Annotated in this window: 26 protein-coding genes; 17 read left to right on the top strand and 9 right to left on the bottom strand. The window is 74.0% G+C overall.

Annotated features, from left to right (window positions below):
• Positions 1-38 precede the first annotated feature (38 nt).
• The gene (locus RMN57_RS18160) at positions 39-707 is read right to left on the bottom strand and encodes a DUF4097 family beta strand repeat-containing protein (protein ID WP_313764402.1); all 669 of its coding nucleotides are present in this window, start codon (positions 705-707) and stop codon (positions 39-41) included.
• Positions 708-1,009: 302 nt separating this feature from the next.
• Here RMN57_RS18160 and RMN57_RS18155 point away from each other — a divergent pair, with 302 nt between their 5' ends.
• From RMN57_RS18155 to RMN57_RS18145, 3 genes are all read left to right on the top strand, one after another.
• Positions 1,010-1,426 (top strand): helix-turn-helix transcriptional regulator, encoded by a 417-nt coding sequence (locus RMN57_RS18155; protein ID WP_313764401.1) that lies wholly within the window; start codon positions 1,010-1,012, stop codon positions 1,424-1,426.
• Positions 1,427-1,443: 17 nt separating this feature from the next.
• The gene (locus RMN57_RS18150) at positions 1,444-2,022 is read left to right on the top strand and encodes a hypothetical protein (protein ID WP_313764400.1); all 579 of its coding nucleotides are present in this window, start codon (positions 1,444-1,446) and stop codon (positions 2,020-2,022) included.
• Between the two features lie 148 nt (positions 2,023-2,170).
• Positions 2,171-2,506 carry a DUF2516 family protein gene (locus tag RMN57_RS18145; RefSeq protein ID WP_313764399.1) on the top strand — a complete coding sequence of 112 codons (336 nt, stop codon included), beginning with the start codon at positions 2,171-2,173 and terminating at the stop codon, positions 2,504-2,506.
• Positions 2,507-2,652: 146 nt separating this feature from the next.
• On the opposite strand, the gene RMN57_RS18140 is transcribed toward RMN57_RS18145, so the two are convergent.
• Positions 2,653-4,128 (bottom strand): fused response regulator/phosphatase, encoded by a 1,476-nt coding sequence (locus RMN57_RS18140; protein WP_313764398.1) that lies wholly within the window; start codon positions 4,126-4,128, stop codon positions 2,653-2,655.
• 237 nt (positions 4,129-4,365) lie between these two features.
• On the opposite strand from RMN57_RS18140, the gene RMN57_RS18135 reads away from it, so the two are divergent.
• Positions 4,366-4,932, top strand: coding sequence for an O-acetyl-ADP-ribose deacetylase (locus tag RMN57_RS18135; RefSeq protein WP_313764397.1), 567 nt, complete (start codon positions 4,366-4,368; stop codon positions 4,930-4,932).
• A gap of 260 nt (positions 4,933-5,192) precedes the next feature.
• Here RMN57_RS18135 and RMN57_RS18130 read toward each other — a convergent pair whose 3' ends face one another.
• Complete coding sequence (locus RMN57_RS18130; protein ID WP_313764396.1) at positions 5,193-6,023, bottom strand: class I SAM-dependent methyltransferase; 831 nt, start codon at positions 6,021-6,023, stop codon at positions 5,193-5,195.
• A 435-nt stretch (positions 6,024-6,458) separates the two neighbouring features.
• On the opposite strand from RMN57_RS18130, the gene mshA reads away from it, so the two are divergent.
• Positions 6,459-7,784, top strand: coding sequence for a D-inositol-3-phosphate glycosyltransferase (gene mshA, locus RMN57_RS18125; RefSeq protein WP_313767874.1), 1,326 nt, complete (start codon positions 6,459-6,461; stop codon positions 7,782-7,784).
• Between the two features lie 158 nt (positions 7,785-7,942).
• A complete protein-coding gene (locus RMN57_RS18120; RefSeq protein WP_313764395.1) occupies positions 7,943-8,497 on the top strand; it encodes a YbjN domain-containing protein in 555 nt (184 codons plus the stop codon).
• 48 nt (positions 8,498-8,545) lie between these two features.
• On the opposite strand, the gene RMN57_RS18115 is transcribed toward RMN57_RS18120, so the two are convergent.
• A complete protein-coding gene (locus RMN57_RS18115; RefSeq protein WP_313764394.1) occupies positions 8,546-9,925 on the bottom strand; it encodes an MFS transporter in 1,380 nt (459 codons plus the stop codon).
• 147 nt (positions 9,926-10,072) lie between these two features.
• Here RMN57_RS18115 and RMN57_RS18110 point away from each other — a divergent pair, with 147 nt between their 5' ends.
• On the top strand, positions 10,073-10,831 hold the full coding sequence (locus tag RMN57_RS18110; RefSeq protein ID WP_313764393.1) for a phosphoglyceromutase: 759 nt from the start codon (positions 10,073-10,075) through the stop codon (positions 10,829-10,831).
• A 263-nt stretch (positions 10,832-11,094) separates the two neighbouring features.
• Entirely contained in the window at positions 11,095-11,682 is a 588-nt protein-coding gene (locus tag RMN57_RS18105) for a lytic polysaccharide monooxygenase (RefSeq protein ID WP_313764392.1), read from the top strand.
• Between the two features lie 94 nt (positions 11,683-11,776).
• Here RMN57_RS18105 and RMN57_RS18100 read toward each other — a convergent pair whose 3' ends face one another.
• Complete coding sequence (locus RMN57_RS18100; protein WP_238863610.1) at positions 11,777-11,953, bottom strand: hypothetical protein; 177 nt, start codon at positions 11,951-11,953, stop codon at positions 11,777-11,779.
• A gap of 278 nt (positions 11,954-12,231) precedes the next feature.
• Positions 12,232-12,918, bottom strand: a complete 687-nt coding sequence (gene phoU / locus RMN57_RS18095; protein ID WP_313764391.1) for a phosphate signaling complex protein PhoU — start codon at positions 12,916-12,918, stop codon at positions 12,232-12,234.
• Between the two features lie 306 nt (positions 12,919-13,224).
• Between phoU and RMN57_RS18090 the strand changes: the two genes are divergently transcribed.
• A complete protein-coding gene (locus tag RMN57_RS18090; protein ID WP_313764390.1) occupies positions 13,225-14,511 on the top strand; it encodes an ATP-binding protein in 1,287 nt (428 codons plus the stop codon).
• 2 nt (positions 14,512-14,513) lie between these two features.
• On the top strand, positions 14,514-15,206 hold the full coding sequence (locus tag RMN57_RS18085; RefSeq protein WP_238863613.1) for a response regulator transcription factor: 693 nt from the start codon (positions 14,514-14,516) through the stop codon (positions 15,204-15,206).
• Between the two features lie 187 nt (positions 15,207-15,393).
• On the opposite strand, the gene RMN57_RS18080 is transcribed toward RMN57_RS18085, so the two are convergent.
• Positions 15,394-16,086 (bottom strand): DUF461 domain-containing protein, encoded by a 693-nt coding sequence (locus RMN57_RS18080; protein ID WP_313764389.1) that lies wholly within the window; start codon positions 16,084-16,086, stop codon positions 15,394-15,396.
• Positions 16,087-16,500: 414 nt separating this feature from the next.
• On the opposite strand from RMN57_RS18080, the gene RMN57_RS18075 reads away from it, so the two are divergent.
• The 7 genes from RMN57_RS18075 (at position 16,501) to RMN57_RS18045 (ending at position 23,801) form a co-directional block, all read left to right on the top strand.
• A complete protein-coding gene (locus RMN57_RS18075; protein ID WP_030244332.1) occupies positions 16,501-16,983 on the top strand; it encodes a CarD family transcriptional regulator in 483 nt (160 codons plus the stop codon).
• Between the two features lie 273 nt (positions 16,984-17,256).
• Positions 17,257-18,006 (top strand): 2-C-methyl-D-erythritol 4-phosphate cytidylyltransferase, encoded by a 750-nt coding sequence (gene ispD, locus RMN57_RS18070; RefSeq protein WP_313767873.1) that lies wholly within the window; start codon positions 17,257-17,259, stop codon positions 18,004-18,006.
• On the top strand, positions 17,996-18,487 hold the full coding sequence (ispF, locus tag RMN57_RS18065; protein ID WP_313764388.1) for a 2-C-methyl-D-erythritol 2,4-cyclodiphosphate synthase: 492 nt from the start codon (positions 17,996-17,998) through the stop codon (positions 18,485-18,487). The genes ispD and ispF overlap by 11 nt, the downstream gene beginning before the upstream one ends.
• 279 nt (positions 18,488-18,766) lie before the next feature.
• A complete protein-coding gene (locus RMN57_RS18060) occupies positions 18,767-19,162 on the top strand; it encodes a PPOX class F420-dependent oxidoreductase (RefSeq protein ID WP_313764387.1) in 396 nt (131 codons plus the stop codon).
• A gap of 162 nt (positions 19,163-19,324) precedes the next feature.
• Complete coding sequence (cysS, locus tag RMN57_RS18055; RefSeq protein WP_313764386.1) at positions 19,325-20,719, top strand: cysteine--tRNA ligase; 1,395 nt, start codon at positions 19,325-19,327, stop codon at positions 20,717-20,719.
• Between the two features lie 148 nt (positions 20,720-20,867).
• A complete protein-coding gene (rlmB, locus tag RMN57_RS18050; RefSeq protein WP_313764385.1) occupies positions 20,868-21,863 on the top strand; it encodes a 23S rRNA (guanosine(2251)-2'-O)-methyltransferase RlmB in 996 nt (331 codons plus the stop codon).
• Positions 21,864-22,151: 288 nt separating this feature from the next.
• Positions 22,152-23,801, top strand: a complete 1,650-nt coding sequence (locus RMN57_RS18045; protein ID WP_313764384.1) for a DoxX family membrane protein — start codon at positions 22,152-22,154, stop codon at positions 23,799-23,801.
• 245 nt (positions 23,802-24,046) lie between these two features.
• On the opposite strand, the gene RMN57_RS18040 is transcribed toward RMN57_RS18045, so the two are convergent.
• Positions 24,047-24,826 (bottom strand): nucleotidyltransferase family protein, encoded by a 780-nt coding sequence (locus tag RMN57_RS18040; protein WP_313764383.1) that lies wholly within the window; start codon positions 24,824-24,826, stop codon positions 24,047-24,049.
• A gap of 64 nt (positions 24,827-24,890) precedes the next feature.
• On the bottom strand, positions 24,891-25,331 hold the full coding sequence (locus tag RMN57_RS18035) for a hypothetical protein (RefSeq protein ID WP_313764382.1): 441 nt from the start codon (positions 25,329-25,331) through the stop codon (positions 24,891-24,893).
• Positions 25,332-25,356: the final 25 nt, after the last annotated feature.

Here is a 25,356-nt window from a genome sequence, read left to right as displayed (position 1 = left end):
CCGGCTGCCCCGTGCCCGCGCAGTGGACCGTGTCGCCGTCAGAGGCTGCGGGCGGTGATGTCGCCGTAGGCGGTGGTGGCGCGGATGGTCAGGTCGGCGGTGCCCTCGGTGTTCTTGAGGGCGTTGTGGATCCGGCCGTAGGCGGTGCCGGCGTCGAGGGAGGCGGAGACGCCCGGGGCCGCGGTGACCGTGATGTCGCCGGCCTGGGCGTCCAGGACGACCGCGCCGCGCACGGCCTCGGCGATGCGGATCGCGCCCTTCTGGGTGCGGAGTTCGGCGGGGCCGCCCAGGCGGCCGACGGTGAGGTCACCGGCCTGGAGGGTGAGGCGGGCACTCGCGGTCTCGTCGAGTTCGACGGTGCCCTGGGCGGCCTCGACGGTGACGTCGCCGAGCCGTCCGACGCCGCGCAGCTCGGCGAGGGCGGCCTTCGCGTCGATGCTGGAGCCGGTCGGCAGCTGGACGGTGATCTCGACCGAGCCGGTGGGGCCGAGGATCCGGTTCTTGGGGTCGCGGGCGTGGATCCGCACGACGCCGTCGGTGCAGGTGACCTCGGTCTGCTCGGCGGCCTTGACGTCGCGGCTCTTCGCGGCGTCCGCGGGCCGGACCTCGACGGTGGTGTCGGCCCGGTCGGCGGCGACGAACCGCAGGTGCCCCGCGGGGATGTCCAGGACGACCGAGACGGCGGCGGGGGTGGCGAACTGCTGCATCGTGCGCTCCTTGTTCAGGGGCCGGGCGCTCCGTCGGCCCGGCGTTTCCGACATGGGAAACGCTACGTTGCACTCATTGGCCTGGCAACAACTTCGTTGCGGAGAATCACCATAATTGCAGGTAGGAGCGGGGAAATCGTTGCAACGGCTCTGCGGATAATGCAATGATCTGCGCCTTGCTCGTTGCAATGGTGTGAGAGTGAATGCTCCGCCGGGGCGTCGGTGGCCGTGCGGCGGGACGCACGTTTGCTGCTGTTAGCAGCGTGCTTGCTTTTGCAAGCAGCGTGGTGCAGGGTGGTCGCATGGCCTCACTGAACGTCGGCTCGCTGGGCGAGTACATCCGCGAGCAGCGGCGCAACGCGCAGTACTCGTTGCGGCAGCTGGCGGAGGCCGCCGGAGTGTCCAACCCCTACCTCAGTCAGATCGAGCGGGGGCTGCGCAAGCCGAGTGCGGAGATCCTCCAGCAGATCGCCAAGGCGCTGCGGATCTCGGCGGAGACGCTGTACGTCCAGGCCGGGATCCTGGAGGAGCGGCGGGGCGAGGGCCTGGAACTGCGGGCCTCGATCCTGGCCGATCCGCTGATCAATGAGCAGCAGAAGCAGGCGCTGCTCGCGGTCTACGACGCCTTCCTCAAGGAGAACGCCGCCCGTAAGGACTCGGACGCGGCGCCCGACGACCACGCCGACGGCGGCCCGGAGGCCGCCGGCCCGGCAACCTAGACCACGGGAGACCGGCCATGCCGATGGCGGACGAGATCAAGAAGACCCTGAGCGACCCGACCCCGCTCTACGCCCTCGCCGGCGCGGGCGACCTCGCCTACGAGAAGCTGCGCGAGGTGCCCGGCAAGGTCGAGGCACTGGCCGCGGAGGTCGAGGCGCTGGCCGCGGACCGCAAGGGCACGCAGGAGAAGGCCGCGGCGCGGTTCCAGGAGGCGCAGACCCGGCTGGTCGAGGCGCAGGCCAAGGTCGCCGACAGCGTGACCACCCTGCCGGGCGACCTCAAGGAGCTGCAGGAGAAGGCGCAGTCCTTCGCCCTCCAGCAGGTCGGCCGCGCGGTCGACCTGGCCGTGAAGGCCAAGGAGGCCTACGACGAGCTCGCCGAGCGCGGCCGGGGCGTGGTCGACCGGGGCCGTCCCGGCGGTGCGGTGGAGTCCGCCGAGACCGAGCGGGTCGACGTCGAGCTGGTCGAGGACGCGCCGGTCGATGCCGAGCTGGTCGAGGACCCGGCCGAGGGCGACGCGGCCGAGGGCGACGCGGCGGCCGGCGGGCAGCCGGCCGCGAAGAAGTCCGCCAAGGGCCGGAAGGCTGCCGAGTAACACCTGCCCGCTGTGCCGCGGTCGGGTTGGACCCGGTCCGACCGGGGCACATCTGGTGACCCCGGAACGTTGACACCGTGGCGGGCGGATCGCCGTGCCACGATGGGTGGCAGCCGGGACGCCGAGCCGAGACGCAGAGGAGGCCGCGATGGGCGGAGTGGGCCAGGTCCTGGTTCTGGACTACCTGAACCCGTTCTGGTGGCTGGCCGTGGCCATCCTGGGGTTCAAGCTGTTCGCGCTGGTCGACGCGGCCACCCGCCGCGAGGACGCCTACCGGGCGGCGGACAAGAAGACCAAGGGGTTCTGGCTGGCCCTCCTCGGCATCGCGTTCGGCCTGGACCTGCTGTTCGGGTTGGGCTTCCTGACGCTGGCGGGCCTGGTCGCGGCCATCGTCTACATGGTGGACGTGCGTCCGGCCATCCGGGCGCTGACCAACCGGGGCGGCCGGAACGACCGGAACATGGGCCCCTACGGCCCCTGGTAGACCGCCGGGCCGATCGACGCCGGGCCGCTCGACGCCGGACCGCCGGCGCAGGGCCGGACCGACGCCGGACCGATCGAAGGGGTGAGCCCCGGTGTTCGCGGGACCGATCCGCGAGCACCGGGGCTCACCCCTTTCCACTGCCCGCGTCAGCCCAGGATCAGCTGTACCGGGTTGCGCTCCAGCAGCAGCACGGCGACGTCGTCGGCCAGCGCGCCGCCGTTCAGCTCCTCGACCTCGGCGATCGCGCTGTCCACGAGCCGGCCCCTGGTCAGCCCGGCGGCCAGGTGGTCGCCGATGAGGTCCGCCAGCCCGTCCTGGCCGAGCCGGCGCGACCCGGCGCCGACGCGGCCCTCGATCAGGCCGTCGGTGTAGAGCAGCAGCCGCCAGCCGGGGTGCAGTTCGAGCCGGTGCGCCGGCCAGACGGCGTCGCAGTCGTCGCAGGGGAGGAGGCCGAGCGCCGGGCCGGCCAGGTCGGCCGGCAGCATCACCGGCTTGTGGTCCGAGCCGAGCAGCAGGGGCGCGGGGTGGCCCGCCAGGTAGAGCCGGGCGGTCTCGGGGGCGCCGAGCTCGTCGAGCCGGCCGGTGGTCCCGCGGGGCTCGATGACCAGCATGCAGAGCGTCGCGAAGATCTCGTCGCTGCGCCGCTCGTGCTCCAGGACGTGCTGGAGGGTGGTGAGCAGGGTCTCGCCGGTGAGCCCGGCGAAGACCAGGGTGCGCCACGCTATCCGGAGCGCCACCCCGAGCGCGGCCTCGTCCGGGCCGTGGCCGCAGACGTCCCCGATCACCACGTGGACGGTGCCGTCGTCGGTGCGCACGGCGTCGTAGAAGTCGCCGCCGAGCAGGGCGCGGCGGCGGCCGGGGCGGTACCGCCGGGTGAAGGAGAGCCCGGCGCCGTCCAGCAGCGGGGTGGGCAGCAGGTGGCGCTGCAGGCGGGCGTTCTCCTGGCCGCGGAGCTCGGCCTCGACCAGCCGGCGCTGGGACTCGTCGGCGCGCTTGCGCTCGACCGCGTAGCGCAGGGCGCGGGCCAGCAGCGGGCCGTCCGTCTCGTGCTTGATCAGGAAGTCCTGGGCTCCGGCGGCCACGGCGGCGGCGCCCAGCTCCGCTCCGGCGGCGTCGGTGAGCACCACGACGGCGGTGTGCGGCGCGCGGCGGAGCAGTTCGTGCAGGCCCTCCAGGCCGTCCGAGGCGTCGGAGGGGTGCGGCAGGTCGGCCGGGGCGGCGAGGTCGAGCAGGACGCAGCTGAAGTCGGTGCCGCGCGGCCGGCCGCGTCTGGCCGCGGCGGAGGTGGGCGCCAGCAGTTCGGAGGCCTGCTCCAGGCCGCGGGCCCAGTGGATCTCGATGGGGGCGCCGCTGTCGGCCACCGCCGCCTTGAGGAGCTGGGCGTCGGAGGCGTCGTCCTCGATCACCAGCAGCCTGAGCGGCGCGGCGGAGGGGGTGGTGCGGGAGTCGCGGGCCGCGGCCGAGGCGTCGGACCGGGGGTGGGGTATCGGGGCGGGCGCCGTGGCCGGAGCGGTGGACCGGTCCGTGACGGACCGGGTGCGGGCACGGTCGGCGAGGGCACCGTCGACGGCGCCCGGCAGGTCTGCGGCACCAGGTGCCCGCCCGTCTCCCGTTGCGGGCATCGGCTGATCCTCCCTTTCCCCGAGTGCGTAACGGTCGGCGATCGTCCGCAGTGCCCGCCTGGCACCCTGCGTCGGGGAACTTCTCGCGACCATAACGTGATCTCCGGGGATTTCTCTGGCCGACCGGCGGCGTTGTGGCTATTGCCACGCCGGCGGGTGGTGTGGCGAACGGGACGGGAAGGGCGTTCGGACCCGGCACGGGCGGGGTCCGGACCGAGGGGAAGGGCGGACACGGTGGTGACGCGGATCACCCTGGTCGAGGGTGACATCACGGAACAGCAGGTGGACGCGGTGGTGAACGCCGCCAACTCCTCTCTTCTGGGCGGCGGTGGCGTGGACGGCGCGATCCACCGCAAGGGCGGGTCGCAGATCCTGGAGGAGTGCCGCAGGCTCCGGGCCTCGCACTGGGGGCGTGGTCTGCCCACCGGGCAGGCGGTGGCGACCACGGCCGGGCGGCTTCCGGCCCGCTGGGTGGTGCACACCGTGGGGCCGGTCTACTGGGAGGACGAGTACGACGACAGGGCGGAGCAGTTGGCCTCCTGCTACCGCGAGTCGCTCCGGGTGGCGGCGGAGCTGGGCGCGCGCACGGTGGCCTTCCCGGCCGTGTCGGCCGGGGTGTACGGGTGGCCGCTGGAGGACGCGGCCCGGATCGCGCTCGGCACGGTCGCGGCGGCGGTCGCCGGGCCGGCCCGAGAGCTGACGGAGGTGCGGTTCGTGTTGTTCGGTACGGCGGCGTACGGGACGTTCGAGCAGGTGTGGCGGGGGATGGGGGCCGGTGGGGAGGGGCGGCAGGGGCAAGACTGAAGGAGCGGATCGGACCGCCCCCATGGTGGCGTGACGAGGCGTCAACACGCCAGAGATATTCGATAACTCGTTCGAGTGAATCCCCGGGATCGCGCACCTGGCCTGCGGGGGCGGGGCGTCCGCGAGGACGATCGGCCCGCCGGTTCGGGGCGGGCGGGGGCTCGGCCCGGGGGCTCACCGGTCCGGGGCCGGTCGGTCCGGGCGACCGCGTCGCCGGGCGGGCGCCCCGCCCGACCGGGCGGCGCGCCCCTCGTACGGCCCTACGGGGCGAGCGCCGTCCAGGGAACGGTGACCTCGCCCTGCCGCCACCGGCCGCGCGCGTCCACCAGCGGCCAGGAGCCCGCCAGCGCGGTGCAGGCCGCGACCCAGCGCTGCCGGGCGCCGAACGCCCCGTAGGGAGCGGCCGCGGCCCAGGCCCGGTCGAAGTCGGCGAGGAAGGCGTGCACCGGCCGGCCCGGCACGTTGTGGTGGATCAGCGCCTTGGGCAGGCGTTCGGCCAGGTCGGAGGGCTGCCCGAGGCCGCCGAGGCGGGCGGCGAAGGTGACCGTCCGGGGGCCCTCGGGGCCGAGCGCGACCCAGACGTGCCGGCGCCCGATCTCGTCGCAGGTCCCCTCGACCAGCAGCCCGTCCGGTGCCAGCCGGTCGCAGAGCCGCTCCCAGACCCCCGCCACCGCGGTCTCCTCGTACTGCCGCAGCACGTTGGCGGCGCGGATCAGCTGGGCGGGCGCGCCGCCGTCCAGCGGCACCTCGAAGCCGCCGCGCCGGAACGAGAGCAGCGGCGGATCGGCGTACGGCACGGCGGCGGCGACCCGCTCCGGCTCGATCTCGATCCCCACCACCCGGACGTCCGGCCGCACCGACCGCAGTCGCCCGGCCAGCTCGACCGCCGTCCACGGCGCGGCGCCGTAACCGAGGTCGACGGCCACCGGCGGCCGGGCGGCCGAGCGCAGCACCGGGCCGAGCGCGTGGGCGATCCAGCGGTCCATCCGGCGCAGCCGGTTGGTGTTGGTGGTGCCGCGGGTCACGGTGCCCACCGGTCGGCCCGCCCGCCCGCGGGCAGGCGCGGTCGAGGAGTCGAAGGTGGCGGCCATGCCCAGAAGCGTACGCGGCCGCGCGGACCACCCGGGCGGCCCGCTGCCGCGCCCGCCCGCCCCGGCGCCGTGCCCGCCCGGGGCGCCGGCCGACCCGACCGCGGGCCCGCCCGACCGGGAGCGCGCCCGGCCCCGGCCGCGCACCCGGTCCGACCGGCCCGGGACAAGGCCGCCCGCCGCCGTGGGCCATCTCATGGCCCGGAACGGGAATGCCGGTCGATGACCGCGTGGTTGGCACACTGGTGGTGATGTGCGCCCGGACGGGGCGTGCGGACACCGCGGTCGTGGCGGTGCGGCGTGGCCGGCAGCGACACACCGGACAGCAGGCAGCAGGGCAGCGGGCAGCGCTGCAGAGACGGGCAGCACAGAGGAGGCTTCAGCCAGGTGATCCAGCACCCCGTCCGTTCGGTACGCCGTGCCCAGCCGGCCGCGCCCGTGCGCGGTCGGCTCCAGTCGCTGGTGGCGGGCCGCCAGCGCAGGCCGCGCCGGATAGCCCTGCTCAGCGTCCACACCTCCCCGCTCCACCAGCCCGGCACCGGTGACGCCGGCGGCATGAACGTCTACATCGTCGAGCTGGCCAAGCGCCTCGCCGCGCTCGACATCGAGGTCGAGATCTTCACCCGGGCGATCTGCTCGGACGACGCGCCCGCCGTCGAGCTGGCCCCCGGCGTCCTGGTCCGCCACGTGACGGCCGGCCCCTACGAGGGGCTGGTCAAGGAGGACCTCCCGGCCCAGCTCTGCGCCTTCACCCACGGCGTGCTCCGCACCGAGGCCGGCCACCGCCCGGGCCACTACGACCTGGTGCACTCGCACTACTGGCTGTCCGGCCAGGTCGGCTGGCTGGCCGCCCAGCGCTGGGGCGTGCCGCTGGTGCACACCATGCACACCATGGCGAAGGTCAAGAACGCCGCGCTGGCCGAGGGCGACACGCCCGAGCCGGCCGCCCGGGTGATCGGCGAGACCCAGGTGGTCGAGGCCGCCGACCGGCTGATCGCCAACACCACCGAGGAAGCCGCCGAGCTGGCCCGCCACTACGCGGCCCGGCCGGACCAGCTGGCCGTCGTCCACCCGGGCGTGAACCTGGACGTCTTCCGCCCGGCCGCCCCCGCCGCGCGTGCCGCGGCCCGGGCGGCGCTGGGCCTGCCGGCGGACGCCGCGGTGCTGCTCTTCGCCGGCCGGATCCAGCCGCTGAAGGCGCCGGACGTGCTGCTGCGCGCCGTCGCGGTGCTGCTGGAGCGGCGGCCCGACCTGCGCGAGCGGCTGGTGGTGCCGGTGGTCGGCGGCCCGTCCGGCACCGGCCTGGCGAAGCCGGAGAGCCTGCACAAGCTCGCCGCCCAGCTGGGCATCTCGGACGTGGTCCGGTTCCACCCGCCGGTGGGCCAGGCCCGGCTGGCCGACTGGTACCGCGCGGCGACGGCGCTGGTGATGCCCTCGTACAGCGAGTCCTTCGGACTGGTCGCGCTGGAGGCGCAGGCCTGCGGCACACCGGTGGTGGCGGCCGCGGTCGGCGGGTTGCCGGTCGCGGTCCGGGACGGCGTGACCGGCACGCTGGTCCACGGCCACGACCCGGTGGCCTGGTCCGTCGCGCTGGAGCCGTACGCCACCGATCCGGGCCTGGTCGCCCAGCGCGGTGCGGCGGCGGCCCGGCACGCGGCGGCCTTCGGCTGGGACACCGCTGCGGCGACCACCGCCGAGGTCTACGCGGGCAGCCTCGCCCGCCCGGCCGGCCTGCGCACCGGCTCCCTCCGCCGCCTGGTCTGACCCCCCGGGGCCCGGCCGGTCGCGGACCGGGCCGGGCTCCCCGGCGCCCGGCCCCGCGCCCGGTCCGGGAGTCCGGCCCCGTTGCCGGGCGGACGCGCCCGTGGCCGGGCCGGGTCCGCTGCTGCGCGCCACCGGTACCGCCGAGTAACGTCACCCCCATGGCAAACCGCACCAAGGACGAGGCCCTGGCCCTCCTGCGCACCGCCCTGGACGACGCCGGGGTGGCCTGGGAGCCGGCCAGCGCCGACCCGTACACGCTGGTGGCGACCCTCCCGGGCACCCGCAAGCTGAGCACCACCTGCGCCCTGCGGGTCGGCGACCACACTCTTTCGGTGAACGCCTTCGTGATCCGCCGTCCCGACGAGAACCACGAGGCGGTCTACCGCTGGCTGCTGGAGCGCAACACCCGGCTCTACGGCGTCGCCTACGCCATCGACAAGCTCGGCGACGTCTACCTGGCCGGCCGGCTGCCGCTGGAGGCGCTCACCCCGGACGCCGTCGACCGGCTGCTCGGGACGGTGCTGGACAACGCCGACGAGCCGTTCAACACCCTGCTGGAGCTGGGCTTCGCGTCCGCCATCCGCCGTGAGTGGGAGTGGCGGACCAAGCGCGGCGAGTCCACCCGGAACCTGTCCGCCTTCTCCCACCTGGCCGCTCCGGGTGATGCGGCCGTGGCTCCCCCCAGCGGCTCCGCGGCTCCGGCCGCCGAGTAGGGGCGCGTCGGGGCGGGGGCAGGGGCAGGGTCGGGGGTCAGGGCCGGGTCAGGCCCGGGCCGGGGCCGGCTCCGGCCCGCTGTCCGCCGGCGCGGCGGCGGACGCCTTCGCGAGTTCGACCCCGGGTTCCGCGGGGCCGACCGCCGCCCCGTGCTCCACAGCCGCTTCCGTGCCGGCCGTGCCGGCCGTGCCGGCCGCTTCCGTCGCCTCCGTCGCCGCGCCGGGCCGCCGGCCGAGCAGCGCGTACCCGGCCGCCGCCACGGTGCCGCAGACGGCGCACGCGCCCCACACCGCCGCCCCGCCGGCCCGCTCCAGCAGGACCCCGCCGACGGCCGGGCCGAGGAAGGAGGCGAGCGACCACGAGAGCGAGTAGACGCCCTGGTAGCGGCCGCGCGCGTGGGTCGGCGACAGCTCCGCGACCAGGCCCATCATGGTCGGCGCGTTGAGGATCTCGCCGATCGTCCAGACCGCCACGGTGAAGGCGAAGAACCACGCCGAGGAGCCGGCGAGCGCGGTCAGCCCGAAGCCCCAGCCGATGAAGAGTGCGCTGGCGATCAGCAGTGCCGTCCGGCTGCGGTGCTCCATCCACCGGGTGAGCGGGATCTGCAGCACCACGATCAGCAGGCCGTTGAGTCCGATCACCAGGCCGTACTCGGTGGAGCTGATCCCCGCCCGGCCCATGTCCACGGCGAGCGTGGTGCTGCCCTGCTGGGCGACCAGGGCGAGCAGCAGGTTGAGCCCCACCACCGCCATGAACCGGGTGTCGCCGAACACCGTGCCGAGGCCGATCGACGGCTCCCCGGCCCGGGCGGCCGGGGCGTCCGGCTTGGTCTCGGGGATCCGCACGAAGATCACCACGGCGCAGACGAGCGTGGAGAGCGCGTCCAGCAGGAAGAGCGTGAGGTAGCCCCGGGTGGCGATCAGGCCCGCGACGGCCGCCGAGAGCCCGAAGCCGATGTTGATCGCCCAGTAGTTCAGTGAGTAGGCGCGGACCCGGTCCGCCGCGGGCACGATGTCCGCGATGATCGCCGAGGTGGCCGGTCGGGTCGCGTTGTTGCAGAGGCCGACCAGGAAGGCCACCACGGCGATCGCCACCGGGCCGTCGGTGAAGCCGAGCACCGCGGTGAACAGCGCCGTGCCCAGCTGGGCCGTGACCAGCGTCGGCCGCCGCCCGATCCGGTCGGTCAGCACCCCGGCACCGACCGAAGCGATCGCCGAGCCGAGGCCGAACAGCGAGGCGACCAGGCCCGCGTACGAGGCCGAGTAGCCGCGGTCGGTGGTCAGGTAGAGCGCGAGGAAGGTGACGACGAACCCGCCCAGGCGGTTGATGAGCGTCGACGTCCAGAGCCACCAGAACTGCCTCGGCAGCCCGCTCACGGCCTCGACCACTGCTCTCCGGGCACCGGCGGGGACGGGCAGCACGGGCATGTGGGGGCTCCCTGGGCAGCAGGTGTCCGCTGGACGGCGGGCCGCGTCCGCCCAGCGGTTGGGTAAGTGGTGCCGCGGCGATGCACACATTACACAGGCAGGTGGGGGCCCACCAGCCGTTTTCGGGGCTCCACTAAGCTGGGCGCCATGGCTGACACGACGTACCGACTCATCCTGCTCCGCCACGGCGAGAGCCAGTGGAACCAGAAGAACCTGTTCACCGGTTGGGTCGACGTCGACCTCAACGAGAAGGGCGAGAAGGAGGCCGCCCGTGGCGGTGAGCTCCTCGCCGCCGAGGGCCTGTTCCCCGACGTTGTGCACACCTCGCTGCTGCGCCGCGCGATCCGCACCTCGCAGATCGCCCTGGACAAGGCCGACCGCCACTGGATCCCGGTCAGCCGCAGCTGGCGTCTGAACGAGCGGCACTACGGCGCTCTGCAGGGCAAGGACAAGGCCCAGACCCTGGCCGAGTTCGGTGAGGAGCAGTTCCAGCTCTGGCGCCGCTCCTACGACACCCCGCCGCCGGTGCTGGCCGACGACTCCGAGTACTCGCAGGCCGGCGACGCCCGCTACGCGGACATCCCGAGCGAGCTGCGCCCGCGCACCGAGTGCCTGAAGGACGTCGTCGAGCGGATGCTCCCGTACTGGTACGACGCCATCGTCCCGGACCTCGCCGCCGGCCGGACCGTCCTGGTCACCGCGCACGGCAACAGCCTGCGCGCGCTGGTCAAGCACCTCGACGGCATCTCCGACGAGGCCATCGCCGGCCTCAACATCCCGACCGGCATCCCGCTGCTCTACGAGCTGGACGCCGACTTCAAGCCGGTCGCCAAGGGCGGCCGCTACCTCGACCCGGAGGCCGCCGCGGCCGCCATCGAGGCGGTCAAGAACCAGGGCAAGAAGTAAGCCCGGAGCCGAGACGGCCCCACTCCCCGCATCGGCGGGGAGTGGGGCCGTCTTCGTTCAACTCCGTTGCATCGCAGGGTCGTTCACGCTTGCAAGAGTGGTTCAGACCATTGACGGCCGCCGGTGCCGGCTCCTACCGTGTGAGCACCGACCCGGCGCAGGCATGCCGGCGATCTCCCCTCGGATCGAACCGGCCGCCGCACCCCCACGCGCGCGCGTCTGCGCCCGGCGCACCTCTCCATCCACCCCCACGGAGGAGCACCATGCGCACACGTCATGTCGTCGGAGCAGTGGTGGCGGCGGTCGCCGTCCCGCTCACGCTCGCCCTGCCGGCGCAGTCGCACGGCTACATCTCGACCCCGCCCAGCCGGGCCGCGCTCTGCGCCGCCGGCACGGTCGCCGACTGCGGTGAGATCCGCTGGGAGCCGCAGAGCGTCGAGGGGCCGAAGGGCTTCCCGGGCAGAGGGCCGGCCGACGGCGCCATCTGCGCCGGCGGCAACGGCCGGTTCGCCGAGCTGGACGACCCGCGCGCCGGCGGCTGGCCCACCACCAAGGTGTCGGCCGGCCAGCGGCTGACCTTCACCTGGAAGTTCACCGCCCGGCACGCGACCACGAACTTCAAGTACTACCTGACCAAGCCCGGCTACGACGCCACCCAGAAGGTCACCCGGGCCAACCTGGAGCTCACGCCGTTCCTGACCGTCCCCTACAACGGCGCCCAGGTGCCGAGCACGCTCAGCCACACCGCGACCCTCCCCGCCGGCCGCACCGGGCACCAGGTGGTCGTCGCGGTCTGGGAGATCGCGGACACCGGCAACGCCTTCTACTCCTGCACCGACGTCCGGTTCTGAGGGGGCCGAGCTGGGTCCCCGTGCGGGCATGCCGTGGTGCACGACCGTCTCCCACGGCGGCCGTGCACCACGGAGCTCCGTCGGGTACCGGGCCTCAGTGCCCGCAGCAGCCGCCGTCGGCGCCGCCGCACTGGCAGGGTGCGCCGGACTGGCAGCCGCAGCCGCAGCCCGGACCGCAGCCGCAACCGGCGGCGAGGACGGGCAGCAGCTTCGGGGCGGTCGGCTCGACGGTGTCGGTGGCCGGTGCCGGTCGAGTCGGGTTTGCCTTCATCGCGCTGGACCCTCCCTTGTGACGGGCACACGTCGGTGCCCACGTCATCGAGTGAAGCCGCCGATCGGAGGGAGCGTCAACGGGCGCGCAGTGGTGGGGTGTCGGGGTTGGCGTGCGCCCCCGCCACCCCGGTGTGAGGTTTACTCACCCCTCGGGGTGAGCACCTCCGCGCACGCGCCCGGCGCCCGGCGCGAGAACCGAGGGTCCCGGCGCCGAGCCCCGAGCCCCAGCCGCGGGGCGGGCGCCGCGCACGGCGCCCGCCCCGCGGCCGTACCGCGTCAGTCGCGGACGGACTCGGCCGCCTCGGTGGCGGCCACGAACTCGGCGACGTGCTCACCGGTCACCAGGTACACCACGCGCTTGGCCACCGAGACCGCGTGGTCGGCGAAGCGCTCGTAGTAGCGGCCGACCAGCGTGACGTCCACGGCCGTCTCGATGCCGTGGTGCCACCGCTCGTCGATCAGGTGGGCGAAGAGCTCCCGGTGCAGCGCGTCGATGGCGTCGTCGTCCTGCTCCAGCTCCAGCGCCTTGTCGACGTCCTTGGTGGCGATCACCAGGGCGGCCTTGGCCACCAGGCGCTGCGCGAGCTGGCCCATCTCCAGGAGGGTCGCGTGCAGGTCGCGCGGCACCGCGGACTCGGGGTAGCGCAGCCGCGCCACCTTGGCCACGTGCCGGGCGAGGTCGCCGCAGCGCTCCAGGTCGGCGCTCATCCGCAGCGAGGTGACGACGATGCGCAGATCGGTGGCGACCGGCTGCTGGCGGGCGAGCAGGTCGATCGCCCGGTTCTCCAGCTCGTGGTGCAACTCGTTGATCTTCTCGTCGGAGGCGATGACGCTCTCCGCCAGCGCCAGGTCCGCGTCGAGGAGCGCGGTGGTGGCCCGGCCCAGCGCCGAGCCGGCCAGCCGGGCCATCTCGACCAGGCTGTCGCCGATCGAGTCGAGTTCCTCGTGGTACGCGTCGCGCATGCTCTCTCCTCAGAAGCTGTGTCGGTGGCGGTGCCGACCGGTCAGCCGGTACGACCGCGAATACGGCGTACGGGCGACCGCTGCTGGTGGCGCGAATGGTACGCGCGCACCTGGGCGGCGGACCGCTGTTCGGCCCGCTGCCCACTCCCACACGGGCTGCGTGGCCAACTCTCGGCCGTCCGGGCGACCACGCACGGCCGGTCCGGTGAATCGCCAGCCACGTGAAGGTGAATTCTCGGCAACGCGAGGCCGATGCCTTGATCCGACCCTTGGGGAGCGCCCACACCGTGCGCTTAGGCTTTCGGTATGGACGTGAACGTGGCCGCCGCCGCTGCCTGCGCCATAGCCGGGCTCGGCGTCGGCCTCACGGCCTCCATCGCTTTCCGCTGGAGCGAGCGCGAACAGGCCAGGGGCAGGTACGGCAGCACCGGCGGCAGGAACCGGCAGCAGACCTTGGGCGGCACCGCCCAGGAGCCCCCGCTGCCTCCGGGGGTCGACACCGTGCTCTCGGTGCTGCGCTCCTGTGCGGTCGTGCTCGGCGAGGGCGACGAGGTGGTCAAGGCCAGCTCCGCCGCCTACGCGATGGGCCTGGTCCGCGGTGGCGCGGTCGCCGTCGACCAGCTGCTCGCACTCGCCCGCTCGACCCGGCGGGACGGCGAGATCCGCCAGGTCGAGCTGGAGCTGCCCCGCCCGGGCGCGGCGCGCGCCGCCGAGCCGCTCGCGGTCTCGGTCCGGGTCGCCCCGCTGGGCTCGCGGCTGGTCCTGGTCCTGGTCGAGGACCAGACCGAGCGCCGTCGGGTCGAGGCGGTCCGCCGCGACTTCGTGGCCAACGTCAGCCACGAGCTCAAGACCCCGGTCGGCGCGCTCTCGCTGCTCTCCGAGGCGGTCGCGGACGCGGCCGACGACCCGGAGGCCGTCCAGCGATTCGCCGGCCGGATGCAGATCGAGGCGACCAGACTGGCCAGCCTGGTCCAGGAGATCATCGACCTCTCCCGGGTCCAGGACGACCGCCTGATGACCGACCCGGAGCCGGTCGCGGTGGACGAGCTGATCGCCGAGGCGATCGACCGCTGCCGCCAGCAGGCCGCGGCGAAGCAGATCCTGATCTCGGCCGGCGGCATCGCCGGCCTCTACCTTCACGGCAACCGCGGCCAGCTGGCCGCGGCCCTCGGCAACCTGGTCGAGAACGCGGTGAACTACAGCCCGCCGCGCACCCGGGTCGCGATCGCCACCCGCCGGATCTCCAGCGCCGCCGCCCTCGGTGAGGCGGACGGCGAGCTGATCGAGATCTCGGTGACCGACCAGGGCATAGGCATCTCCGAGAAGGACCGCGAGCGGGTCTTCGAACGCTTCTACCGCGTCGACCCGGCCCGCTCCCGGCAGACCGGCGGCACCGGCCTCGGCCTCTCCATCGTCAAGCACGTGGCCGCCTCGCACGGCGGCACCGTGTCGGTGTGGAGCGTCGAGGGCCAGGGCTCCACCTTCACCATTCGCCTGCCCGCCGGGCAGGCCCCCGCGGATCTCACGCCCCCGGCCGGGGACGCCGCGGAACCCCTGTCAGACACCACCCCCCAGCTTGCCCCGGAGGCCTGATCGTGACCCGTGTACTGGTGGTCGAGGACGAGGAGTCGTTCAGCGACGCCCTCTCGTACATGCTCCGCAAGGAGGGCTTCGAGGTGGCCATCGCCGCCACCGGCCCCGACGCCCTGGAGCAGTTCGAACGGAACGGCGCCGACCTCGTCCTGCTCGACCTGATGCTGCCGGGACTGCCCGGCACCGAGGTCTGCCGCCAGCTCCGGGTGCGCTCCAACGTGCCGGTGATCATGGTCACCGCCAAGGACAGCGAGATCGACAAGGTGGTCGGTCTGGAGATAGGTGCGGACGACTACGTCACCAAGCCCTACTCCACCCGTGAGCTGGTCGCCCGGATCCGCGCGGTGCTGCGGCGCCGCGGCGAGGCCGAGGGCCCCGGCGACGGCGGCGGTCCGGGTGCCCTGGAGGCCGGCCCGGTCCGGATGGACGTCGACCGGCACGTGGTGACGGTGGACGGCGCCAAGGTCGACCTGCCGCTCAAGGAGTTCGACCTGCTGGAGATGCTGCTCCGCAACGCGGGCCGGGTGCTCACCCGCATGCAGCTGATCGACCGGGTCTGGGGCGCGGACTACGTCGGCGACACCAAGACCCTGGACGTCCACGTGAAGCGCCTGCGGGCGAAGATCGAGCCGGACCCGGGCGCGCCGCGCTACCTGGTGACGGTCCGCGGCCTCGGCTACAAGTTCGAGCCGTAAGCCGGGTCGTCGGCCGATTCCTGGGCCGGGCCCCGCACGGGCCCGGCCCGCCGGCCCTGACGAAGGCGGCCCCCTCCGGCAACTGCCGGAGGGGGCCTTCGCCGTCGCTGTCGCCGCGGGCGCGGTACCGCCGCCCGGGCCGCTCAGGACCGGGGTCAGCTCGGGGCCGGGCGGCTCGGGACCGGGGTCAGTGGGTCCCGGCGGCCGGCGAGGCGGTGCCGGTCGCGGTGGCGGCACCCGCGGGGGCGGTCGCACCGGCGGCGGGAGCGGTCGCGGCGCCGGTGGCCGGCGCGGTCGCGGCACCGGTGGCGGTCGCGGTGCCGGCGGCGGCCGGGGAGGCGGCCTTGGTGGGCACGGCCACCGGGCTGGCGGTCGGGCCGAAGCCCTTGTACAGACCCTTGTTCGGGTAGACCGAGGCCTCGGTCTGCACCGACCGACCGCTCTTGAACGTGAACGTGGTCGGCACGAAGCCGCCGACGCTCAGGGTGACCGAGGCGACCCGGGCGGACGGGTTGCCGGCTCCGCCGATCGCCACCGCGCCGTGGGCCGGGATCACGATGCCGGTCAGCGGGGCGCCCTTGTCGTCGGCGAGCGCGGCGCTGGCGTTGCCCACCGCGATGGACTGCAGCTCGGCGGGCAGCTCGCCGGTGTTGCTGATGTTCACCGTCACGTTGGCGGGGCCGGTGTGCTCGCCGGAGCTCTCGTCACCGGTGACGACGACGATGTTGTTCATGAGGAGGTCGGTGCCGATCGTCGCCGAGGCGTTGTCGGGCTTGATCTCCAAGGTCTCCGCGGTGTTGCCGGCCGAGCAGGCCGACAGCGAGGCGATGGCGAGGGCGGCGATGGCGGCGATGCTGCCGACTCGAAGGCTGCGGCTCACGGCGGCGGCTTCTCCTAGGTCACGTGTCGGTTGGTCAGGTCTCAGATTATCGACCCTGCTTATGCGCTCCTCACGGGGTGGTCCCCGTGTCGCCCGCCGGGTCGCGGCCTGGCGCCCGTACGGCCGCACATCGCCGTGTCCAGATCAAGAGAGACCAAGATCGGATCACGATCGGGAAACGGCCCGATAAACGGTGAAATCCCAAGATCCAATCACGGTTTCGGGAGTGTTGCCGCAGGTTTCGGTGGACACCGGAACCGCCTCCGACCTGCGGGAAGCCCGTCTCGAACACCGGTCGCAGCACGTCATGGGGGTCCTTGTCAAGCCCCGAGACCTGCCCTGACCTGCGAAAACGCCCTTCGGGTGCGCCGTGGGGCGTGTTATTCTGGAAAGCCACGGAAGGGGTCCTGTCACATGACGTTCAAGGTTGGCGACACGGTGGTCTACCCCCATCACGGGGCCGCGCTGATCGAGGCCATCGAAATTCGCCAGATCAAAGGTGTGGACAAGACCTACCTGGTGCTCAAGGTGCAGCAGGGAGACCTGACGCTCCGCGTGCCCGCCGAGAACGCGGAGTTCGTCGGCGTGCGCGATGTAGTCGGCCAGGAGGGTCTGGACCGGGTCTTCGAGGTGCTTCGCGCACCGTACACCGAAGAGCCGACCAACTGGTCCCGTCGCTACAAGGCGAACCTCGAAAAGCTCGCCTCGGGTGACGTTATCAAGGTCGCCGAGGTTGTGCGCGACCTCTGGCGTCGCGAGCGCGAGCGCGGTCTGTCGGCCGGCGAGAAGCGCATGCTCGCCAAGGCGCGCCAGATCCTGGTCAGCGAGCTCGCGCTGGCCGAGAACACCAACGAGGACAAGGCGGAGACGCTGCTCGACGAGGTGCTGGCCTCGTAGGGCAGGCGGGCTTCCGCCCACCGCACACAGCGCCCGATGCCGGCGCGCCGCTCACCGGACCGGAGGTCCGCGGGTGGTGCAGTGGCACTTCGGGCGCTGAGGCGTGTCCGGACGACGCCCCCGCACCCGAGCCGGCCGGCCCTGGCCCGCATGACCGTTTCTGCGCGTTCCGTGCTGCGTGTTCTGTGGGCGGGAGACCGGTGGTGCTCACGGAAGAGGCCCGCGCCCGTCGTGCACGCCATGGCCATACCCACTTCGCCGAAGGAGTGAAACCTGAACGCCACAGCAGCAGTCGCAGCAGCAGTGGTGCCCGCCGCCGGACGCGGCGAGCGGTTGGGGCCCGGCGCCCCCAAGGCCCTGCGGGAACTGGGCGGGGTGCCGCTCCTGGTGCACGCCGTCCGCGCGCTCGCCCGGAGTCGGGCGGTCGGCCTGGTCGTGGTGGCCGCGCCGGCCGACGGCGTGGCCGAGGTGGTCGGGCTGCTCGACAGCCACGGCCTGGACGGCAAGGACATCCGCGTGGTGGCCGGCGGGGCGACCCGCCAGGAGTCGGTCCGGCTCGGCCTGGCCGCCATCCCGGCCGAGGTGGAGATCGTCCTGGTGCACGACGCGGCCCGCCCGCTCGTCCCGGTCGAGGTGGTGGACGCGGTCGCGGCCGCCGTCCGGGCTGGGGCCGAGGCGGTGGTGCCGGCCGTGCCGCTGGCCGACACCGTCAAGCGGGTCGAGCCGAACCGGGGCGGCCCGGAGCCGGTGCTGGACACGCCCGACCGGTCCACCCTGCGGGCCGTCCAGACGCCGCAGGGCTTCCGCCGGGAGACCCTGGCCGAGGTGCACGAGAAGGCGCTGACCGAGGAGGCCGCCGGCGGCCTGCCGCCGGTCACCGACGACGCCGGCCTGGTGGAGCGCTTCGGCGGCCGGGTCGTGGTGGTGCCCGGCCACGAGGAGGCGTTCAAGGTGACCCGTCCGCTGGACCTCGTGCTCGCCGAGGCCGTGCTCGCCCGCAGGAGGGCCTCCGATGGCTACTGATCCGATCCTGCCCCGGGTGGGCGTCGGCACCGACGTGCACGCCTTCGAGGCCGGCCGCCCGCTCTGGGTGGCCGGGCTGGAGTGGCCGGGCGCCGAGTACGGCCTGGCCGGGCACTCGGACGCCGACGTGGCCGCGCACGCCTCCTGCGACGCGCTGTTCTCGGCCGCCGGGATCGGCGACCTCGGCGCGCACTTCGGCACCGACCGTCCGGAGTGGTCCGGCGCGTCCGGCGTCACCCTGCTCAAGGAGGCGGCCCGGCTGGTCCGCGAGGCCGGCTTCGAGATCGGCAACGTCTCGGTCCAGGTGATCGGCGTGCGGCCGAAGATCGGCAAGCGCCGGGACGAGGCGCAGGCCGCGCTCTCGGCGGCGGTCGGCGCGCCGGTGTCGGTCTCCGGCACTACCACCGACGGCCTCGGCCTCACCGGCCGGGCCGAGGGGCTGGCGGCGATCGCCACCGCCCTGGTGTACGAGCGGCACTGACCCGGCGGCCGCTCGGCGCCGGCCCGGCGTCGAGCGGTGCCGAGGTCGCCGCGGTGTCCAGCGGTACTGGCACCGGCCCCGTGTCGTGCGGTACTGGCACCGGCCCGGCGGTGAGCGGCGCCGGAGCCCGGTCCGCAGGGCCGCAGTGGTCCGGTCCGGGAATTCCCGGGTGTTGACGGGTGTTCAGAACGGCTTGTCGGGGCGGGAGTCGCTACCGTTCGGTGCGGGCCCGCTCGGCAGGCCCGCCCGTCTCCGCCGCTTGACGAGAAGAGGTCCACGATGGCCGAACACCTCTCCGACCGGGCCAAGGCCCTGATCGACGGCAAGAGCTTCGCCGTGGTCTCGACGATCCAGCCCGACGGCAGCCCGCAGTCCTCCGTGGTCTGGGTGAAGCGGGACGGCGAGGACATCCTCTTCTCCACCGTGGAGGGCCGCCGCAAGCACCTCAACATGGTCCGGGACCCGCGGATCTCCCTGGTGGTCAACCCGCCGGACAGCCCGTACACCTACACGGAGGTGCGCGGTGCGGTCACCTTCACCCGGGAGGGCGGCAAGGAACTGATCGACGAGCTGGCGCACAAGTACCGCGGCGAGGAGGTCTACCGCTTCGACGGCCCCGAGGACGTCCGGGTGGTGGTGCGGCTCACCCCGCGCAAGGTGGTCGGCAACCTCTGAGCAGCTTCTGCGCAGCCGCTGAGCAACCTCCGGACCGGGCCCCCGCCCGCCCGGCCGAGGGGGTCGCCCCGGCCGGGTCGTAGAACAGAAAAGGGCGCAGCCGCGGTATTGACATTCCGGAATGTCGCGGGGCACCCCCTGCTGCCCACTACGCTTGACGCTGTGAGCATTCGCCTGTACGACACCAGCACCCGCCAGGTACGCGACTTCGTCCCGCTTGTACCGGGTTGTGTCTCGATCTACCTGTGCGGCGCTACCGTCCAGTCGGCGCCACACATCGGGCACATCCGGTCCGGCCTCAACTTCGACATCATGCAGCGGTGGTTCGCCTACCGCGGCTACCAGGTGACGTTCGTCCGGAACGTCACCGACATCGACGACAAGGTGATCGCCAAGGAGCGCGAGCTCGGCACGCCCTGGTGGCAGATCGCCTACGCCAACGAGCGGGCCTTCAACGACGGCTACACGGCGCTGGGCTGCCTGCCGCCGACCGTCGAGCCGCGGGCCACCGGGCACGTCCCCGAGATGATCGAGATGATGCAGACGCTCATCGCCAAGGGACACGCCTACGCTGCCGACGGCAACGTCTACTTCGACGTGAAGTCGTACCCCGGGTACCTCGAACTCTCCAACCAGAAGCTGGAGAACCTGCGTCAGCCCGAGGGCGAGGGCGAGACCGGCAAGCGCGACCCGCGCGACTTCGCCATGTGGAAGGCGGCCAAGCCGGGCGAGCCCAGCTGGAACACCCCCTGGGGCACCGGCCGTCCGGGCTGGCACCTGGAGTGCTCGGCGATGGCGCACAAGTACCTGGGCCGGGCCTTCGACATCCACGGTGGCGGGATCGACCTGATCTTCCCGCACCACGAGAACGAGATCGCCCAGTCCAAGGCGTACGGCGACGACTTCGCCGGCTTCTGGGTGCACAACGCCTGGGTGACCATGAGCGGCGAGAAGATGAGCAAGTCGCTCGGCAACTCGGTGCTGGTCTCCGAGATGGTCGCGCGCTGGCGTCCGCTGGTGCTCCGGTACTACCTGGCCGGCCCGCACTACCGCTCGACCATCGAGTACAGCGAGGAGTCGCTGCGCGAGGCCGAGGTCGGCTTCGGCCGGATCGAGGGCTTCGTCCAGCGCGTGGTCGAGCTCTGCGGCCCGGTCGAGGCCGCGGCCGAGGTGCCGCCGGCCTTCGCCGAGGCGATGGACGACGACCTGGGCGTGCCGCAGGCGCTGGCCATCGTGCACACCGCCGTCCGCCAGGGCAACAGCGCCCTGACCGCGGACGACAAGGAGAACGCGGTGGCGCGTCTGGCCGAGGTCCGTGCGATGCTCGGAGTACTGGGTCTGGACCCGCTCGACCCGCACTGGGCCGGGGCGGAGCGCGGCGAGGACCTGCACGGCGTGGTCGACTCGCTGGTCCGGATGGTCCTGGAGCAGCGGCAGGCGGCCCGGTCCCGCAAGGACTTCGCCACCGCGGACGCGATCCGCGACCAGCTCGGCCAGGCCGGGCTGGCGATCGAGGACACCCCGTCCGGCCCGCGCTGGACGATCAACAGCCAGTAACCCCCTCGGCGCGCAGCGCACGGGAGGGGTGAGGGTGGGCCGTACCGGACCGGTACGGCCCTCCCGCATGACGGAGCGCATGCCGTCGGCGGTCCCGGGTCCCACCGGACGGCCGGCCATGCCGGACAGACAGACAGGAAGTACAGCCATGGCCGGCAACAGCCAGCGCAGGAACCGCCGCAACCCCGGATCGAAGAAGGGCGCGTCTGTCGGTACCGGCGGGCACAGCCGGAAGGCGCTCCAGGGCAAGGGGCCGACCCCGCCCGGTGAGGAGCGCAAGGGCCACCCGAAGCAGCGGGCCGCCAACGCCGCGATCAAGCGCGAGCGGGACGCCAAGGCCCGGGCCGGCATGCGCCGGGCCGGCGCCGGCGGCCGGGGCGGGCGCGGCGGCGCCGGCTCCGCGGAGCTGGTCTTCGGCCGCAACTCGGTGGTCGAGGCCCTGCAGGGCGGCGTGCCGGCCAACGCGCTGTACGTCCAGCAGTTCATCGACACCGACGACCGGGTCCGGGACGCCTTCCAGGCCGCCAACGACCGCGGCATCCCGCTGATGGAGGCCCCGCGCGCGCAGCTGGACCAGATGACCGGCGGGATGAACCACCAGGGCCTGGTGCTGCAGGTCCCGCCGTACGAGTACGCGCACCCGGAGGACCTGCTGGAGGAGGCGGCCGACTCGGGCCGGGACGCCCTGATCGTGGCGCTGGACGGGGTCACCGACTCGCGCAACCTGGGCGCCGTCGTCCGCTCCGCCGCCGCCTTCGGTGCGCACGGCGTGGTCATCCCCGAGCGCCGGGCGGCCGGCATGACCGCCGGTGCCTGGAAGACCTCCTCCGGTGCCGCGGCGCGGCTGCCCGTCGCCCGCGCCACCAACCTGACCCGGACGCTGGAGGCCTACCAGAAGGCCGGCCTGATGGTGGTCGGCCTGGCCGCCGACGGCGAGGCCGAGATCGGTGACCTGGAGGCGCTGACCGGCCCGGTGGTCATCGTCGCGGGCAGCGAGGGCAAGGGCCTGTCCCGGCTGGTCTCGGAGACCTGCGACCTGCGGGTGCGGATCCCGATGTCCGGTCTCACCGAGTCGCTGAACGCCGGTGTCGCCGCGGGCGTGGTGCTGTACGAGGCCGCGCGGCTGCGTTCCAAGGTCGGCTGACCCCGCAGGCACATCCGCCGTCGTAGGCACATCCGCTGTCCGCGGCGCAGCCGGTCTTCCGTTTTGGCCGCGCTCCGTCCGCGATTCGGGTGAAAGCGATCGGGCTCGACCGGGCCCGATCGCTTTACGCATGATCACTTCAAGTCGGTGCCGGACATCCACTCGGGAGAGTGTCCTAACCGGGTGTCACCCGGTTAGACGGGTGTGGACACCAGAACACCTCGGCGCCCCCTCCTGGGCGGCGGCAGCACCGGGATAGACGCGGGCCCCGGCCTCAACACCGTCAAGGTGCCGTCCGACCCCGCGCGCCTCAGCAGCACCCAGGCGAGCTTCCGGCTCCGGCTCGGCGCACCGGTGGCGCCGCTGATCGAGGCTCCGGCCGGACTGCTCTCCACCGGCGCAGCGTTCGGCGACCCGTACGCCTCGCAGGGCCTGATCCGTCGTTCGCTGGTCACCCCGCAGGTCGTCGTGCCCGCCTCGGCCGTCCCGGCGTTCGCCGGCGCGGGCGGCGCGGGCGCACCGCGCCGCAAGGGCCGGGTCACCGCCGTCACCTGGACCGGCCAGGCGCCCCCCGGGGACCTGGCGGCCACCCGGCTGCTGGAGGCCGTCCGGCTCACCGGCGTGCCCGCCCCGGCGGGGGTCGGCGGGCGCGGCGGCTCCCAGGCCGATGCGGACACCCAGGTGATCCCCTCGTACGCGGGTGCCCGGACCGTCCCCAGGCAGTCGCGCGAGGGCGCCGGGACGGCCACCGAGGCCGGCGTCGGCCCGGTCGGCGCACCCCAGGGCTGGACGCCCAGCGGCGAGCTGCCCGAGGTCTCCGCCGCCTCCGCCGAGGGGAGGCCGCCCTGGTACCCGGGCCGCCGGGTCGACCTGGGCCTGGTGCTGCTGCCGCTGCGCGCGGTGCTCGGCTCGCTCTCGGTCTACGCCGGGTTCAGCAAGCTCTGCGACCCGGTGTACTTCGACGGCGGCGAGCGCGGTTCGATGATGCGCTGGCTCTCCTCGCTGCACCCCTGGAGGGTCGCCGAGCCGCTGCTGGCCTTCGCCATGGCGCACCCGGTGGGCGCGGGCCTGGTGGTGTCGTTCACCGAGATCGTGGTCGGCGTGCTGACCGTCCTCGGCCTCTGGCAGCGGATCGCGGCCGGGGCGGCGATGCTGCTCTCCGCCGCGCTGCTGTTCACCGTCAGCTGGCGGGCGGTGCCGGTCTACGACACCCCCGACCTGATCTTCCTGGCGGCGTGGAGCCCGCTGCTGATCGCCGGGGCGCCGTTCGCCTCCCTGGACGGGCGGCTCAACCTGGAGGCCTGGCGCCGGTACGGCTCCGGTGCCCCCGCGGCGCTGCGGCGGCGGGTGCTGCGCCGCGGCGCGGTGGTCACCGCGGTGGTGGTCGGCCTGACCCTGCTGCTCGGCTCGATGCTGGGCGCGGCGGTCCGGACCGGCAGCCGGCCGCACCCCGCGCCGGCCAAGCCGGCCACCGACTACGGCACGCCGGTCTGGCCGAGCGGCGGTCCGTCGGTCGCCCCCGGCGGGCAGGGCCCGTCCACCTCGCCCTCGCACGCACCCTCGCGGCCGGCCTCGTCCACGCCGAGCGCGTCCGCCCCTGCCTCGCCGTCCGCGGCCGCGTCGTCGACGCCGCCGAAGGCCTCGACGGGGACCCCGAGCGGCAAGGCGCGTTCGACCAAGCCGGAGAGCGGCGCCGGTTCGGCCCCGGCGGGGGCGCCGTCGGCGGCCGCACCGGCCGCGGGCTCGTCGCCCGCGCAGCGCAGCACGCCGGCGGGCGGGGCGGGGACGGCGCCGAAGCCGAGCCAGAGCAGCGGCTCCGGGGCCGGTTCGGGCTCGGGCTCGGGGCTGTTGGGCGGGGTGCTGGGCAGCGGGCCGCTGTCCGAGCTCTCCGGCGGCGGCGCGCGCGGCTCGCGGCCGGGGGCGCCGACGTCCACCTGACGTACGGCGGTGGGCGGGCCGGGGCCCGGACGGGTCTGCCGGTGCGGGCCTGTCCGGGCCGGCGCCTGTAAGGGCCGGACCGGGTCGGTGCCACACCGTCCGGCCCCGCTCACCGGGGGAACGGTCGGCCGGGTGCTCCGTGGGGGAGCACCCGGCCGACTGCCGTGTGGGGGCTGGGGTCTGCCGGGCCCGGGGCCTGACGGCCGCTGCAGGTGGTCCGGCGGGCGGGGTGCCGCCCCCCGCGGCTACGTCGGCGGCCGGCCGGCCCCCGAGGCGAGCTCCTTGGCCGCCTCGGTGAGGTCCTTCGCGGTGTCGATGGCGCGCCAGTACACGCCCTGCGGCAGCTGGTACCCGGCCAGCTTCTTGCTCCGGGCCAGCTGCGGGAAGGTCGTCCGCTCGTGGTCGCCGACGTCCGGCAGCAGCTCGGTGAACTCCGGGCTGAACACGTAGAGGCCGGCGTTGATGAGGAACGGCGAGGGCGGGGCCTCGATGAAGTCGAGGACGTTGCCGAACTGGTCCGTCTCCACCGCGCCCCAGGGGATCCGCGGGCGGGCCAGCGCGAGCGTCGCGAGGGCGTCCCGCTCGCGGTGGAAGGCGGCCATGTCGCGCAGGCTGAACCTGGTCCAGATGTCGCCGTTGGTGGCGTACCAGGGCTCGTCCGGCCGGGGCAGCGCCCTGGCCGCGTACTTGAGCCCGCCGCCGCGCCCGAGCGGCTCCGCCTCGACGACCGTGCGGACCCGCAGCGGCAGTTCGGCCTTGCCGAGCCACTCCTCCAGCACGTCGGCCAGGTGCCCGCAGGAGATCACCACGTCGGTGACGCCCTCGGCGGCGAGCCAGGCCAGCTGGTGCCCGAGGATCGGGGTGCCCGTGCCGGGGATCTCGACCAGCGGCTTCGGCCGGTCGTCGGTGTAGGGCCGCAGCCGGGAGCCCTGACCGCCGGCCAGGATGACGGCCTGGGTGACGACGGGCTGCTGCTGCGCCGCGGATGGCTGCGGGGCCTGCGGGGGCGTGGTGTCAGCGGTCATGCCTGCACAATAGGCGCGCACGCCGCCCGGTGGTCGTCAGCCGGTGGTCATCAGCCGGTGGCCGTCAGCCGGCGGCACCCGAGGCGAAGGAGCCGTCACAGACCGGGCGGGCGAAGGACCGCGCACGCTTGGCGTCGCCCTGGTACTTGCGCACCGCCGCCTTGCCCAGCTCGGTGGCGAGCGTGCTGCAGTACGGCGTCAGCTCCGGCTGCTCGCGCATCGAGCGCTCCAGCAGGTCCAGCGCGGTGCCCGGGTTGTGCGCGCGCAGTTCGTCCAGCAGCGCGACGCGGAGGGCGTCCTGCGGGGCGAGCCCGTCCGGCGTCTTGCCGGCGGACGTCCGACCGATGCCGGCGCCGTCCTCGCTGGAGGCCGCCACGACCTGCTGGTCCAGCCCGGTGGGCGGAGCCCACGGCACCCTGGTCACGGCGAGGGTGCCGGTGGTGACGAGGACCACGGGCAGGGTGAGGGCGATGGTCTGGCCGATGCGGCGAACTAGCTGCTTCACGCTCAGGAGCGTAGCGGCGGGTACG

The organism is Kitasatospora sp. CM 4170 (assembly GCF_032110285.1).
Classification (GTDB): domain Bacteria; phylum Actinomycetota; class Actinomycetes; order Streptomycetales; family Streptomycetaceae; genus Kitasatospora; species Kitasatospora aburaviensis.
The sequence above is the reverse complement of the archived record's forward strand: the minus strand, read 5'-3'. Positions and strand labels throughout refer to the sequence as shown.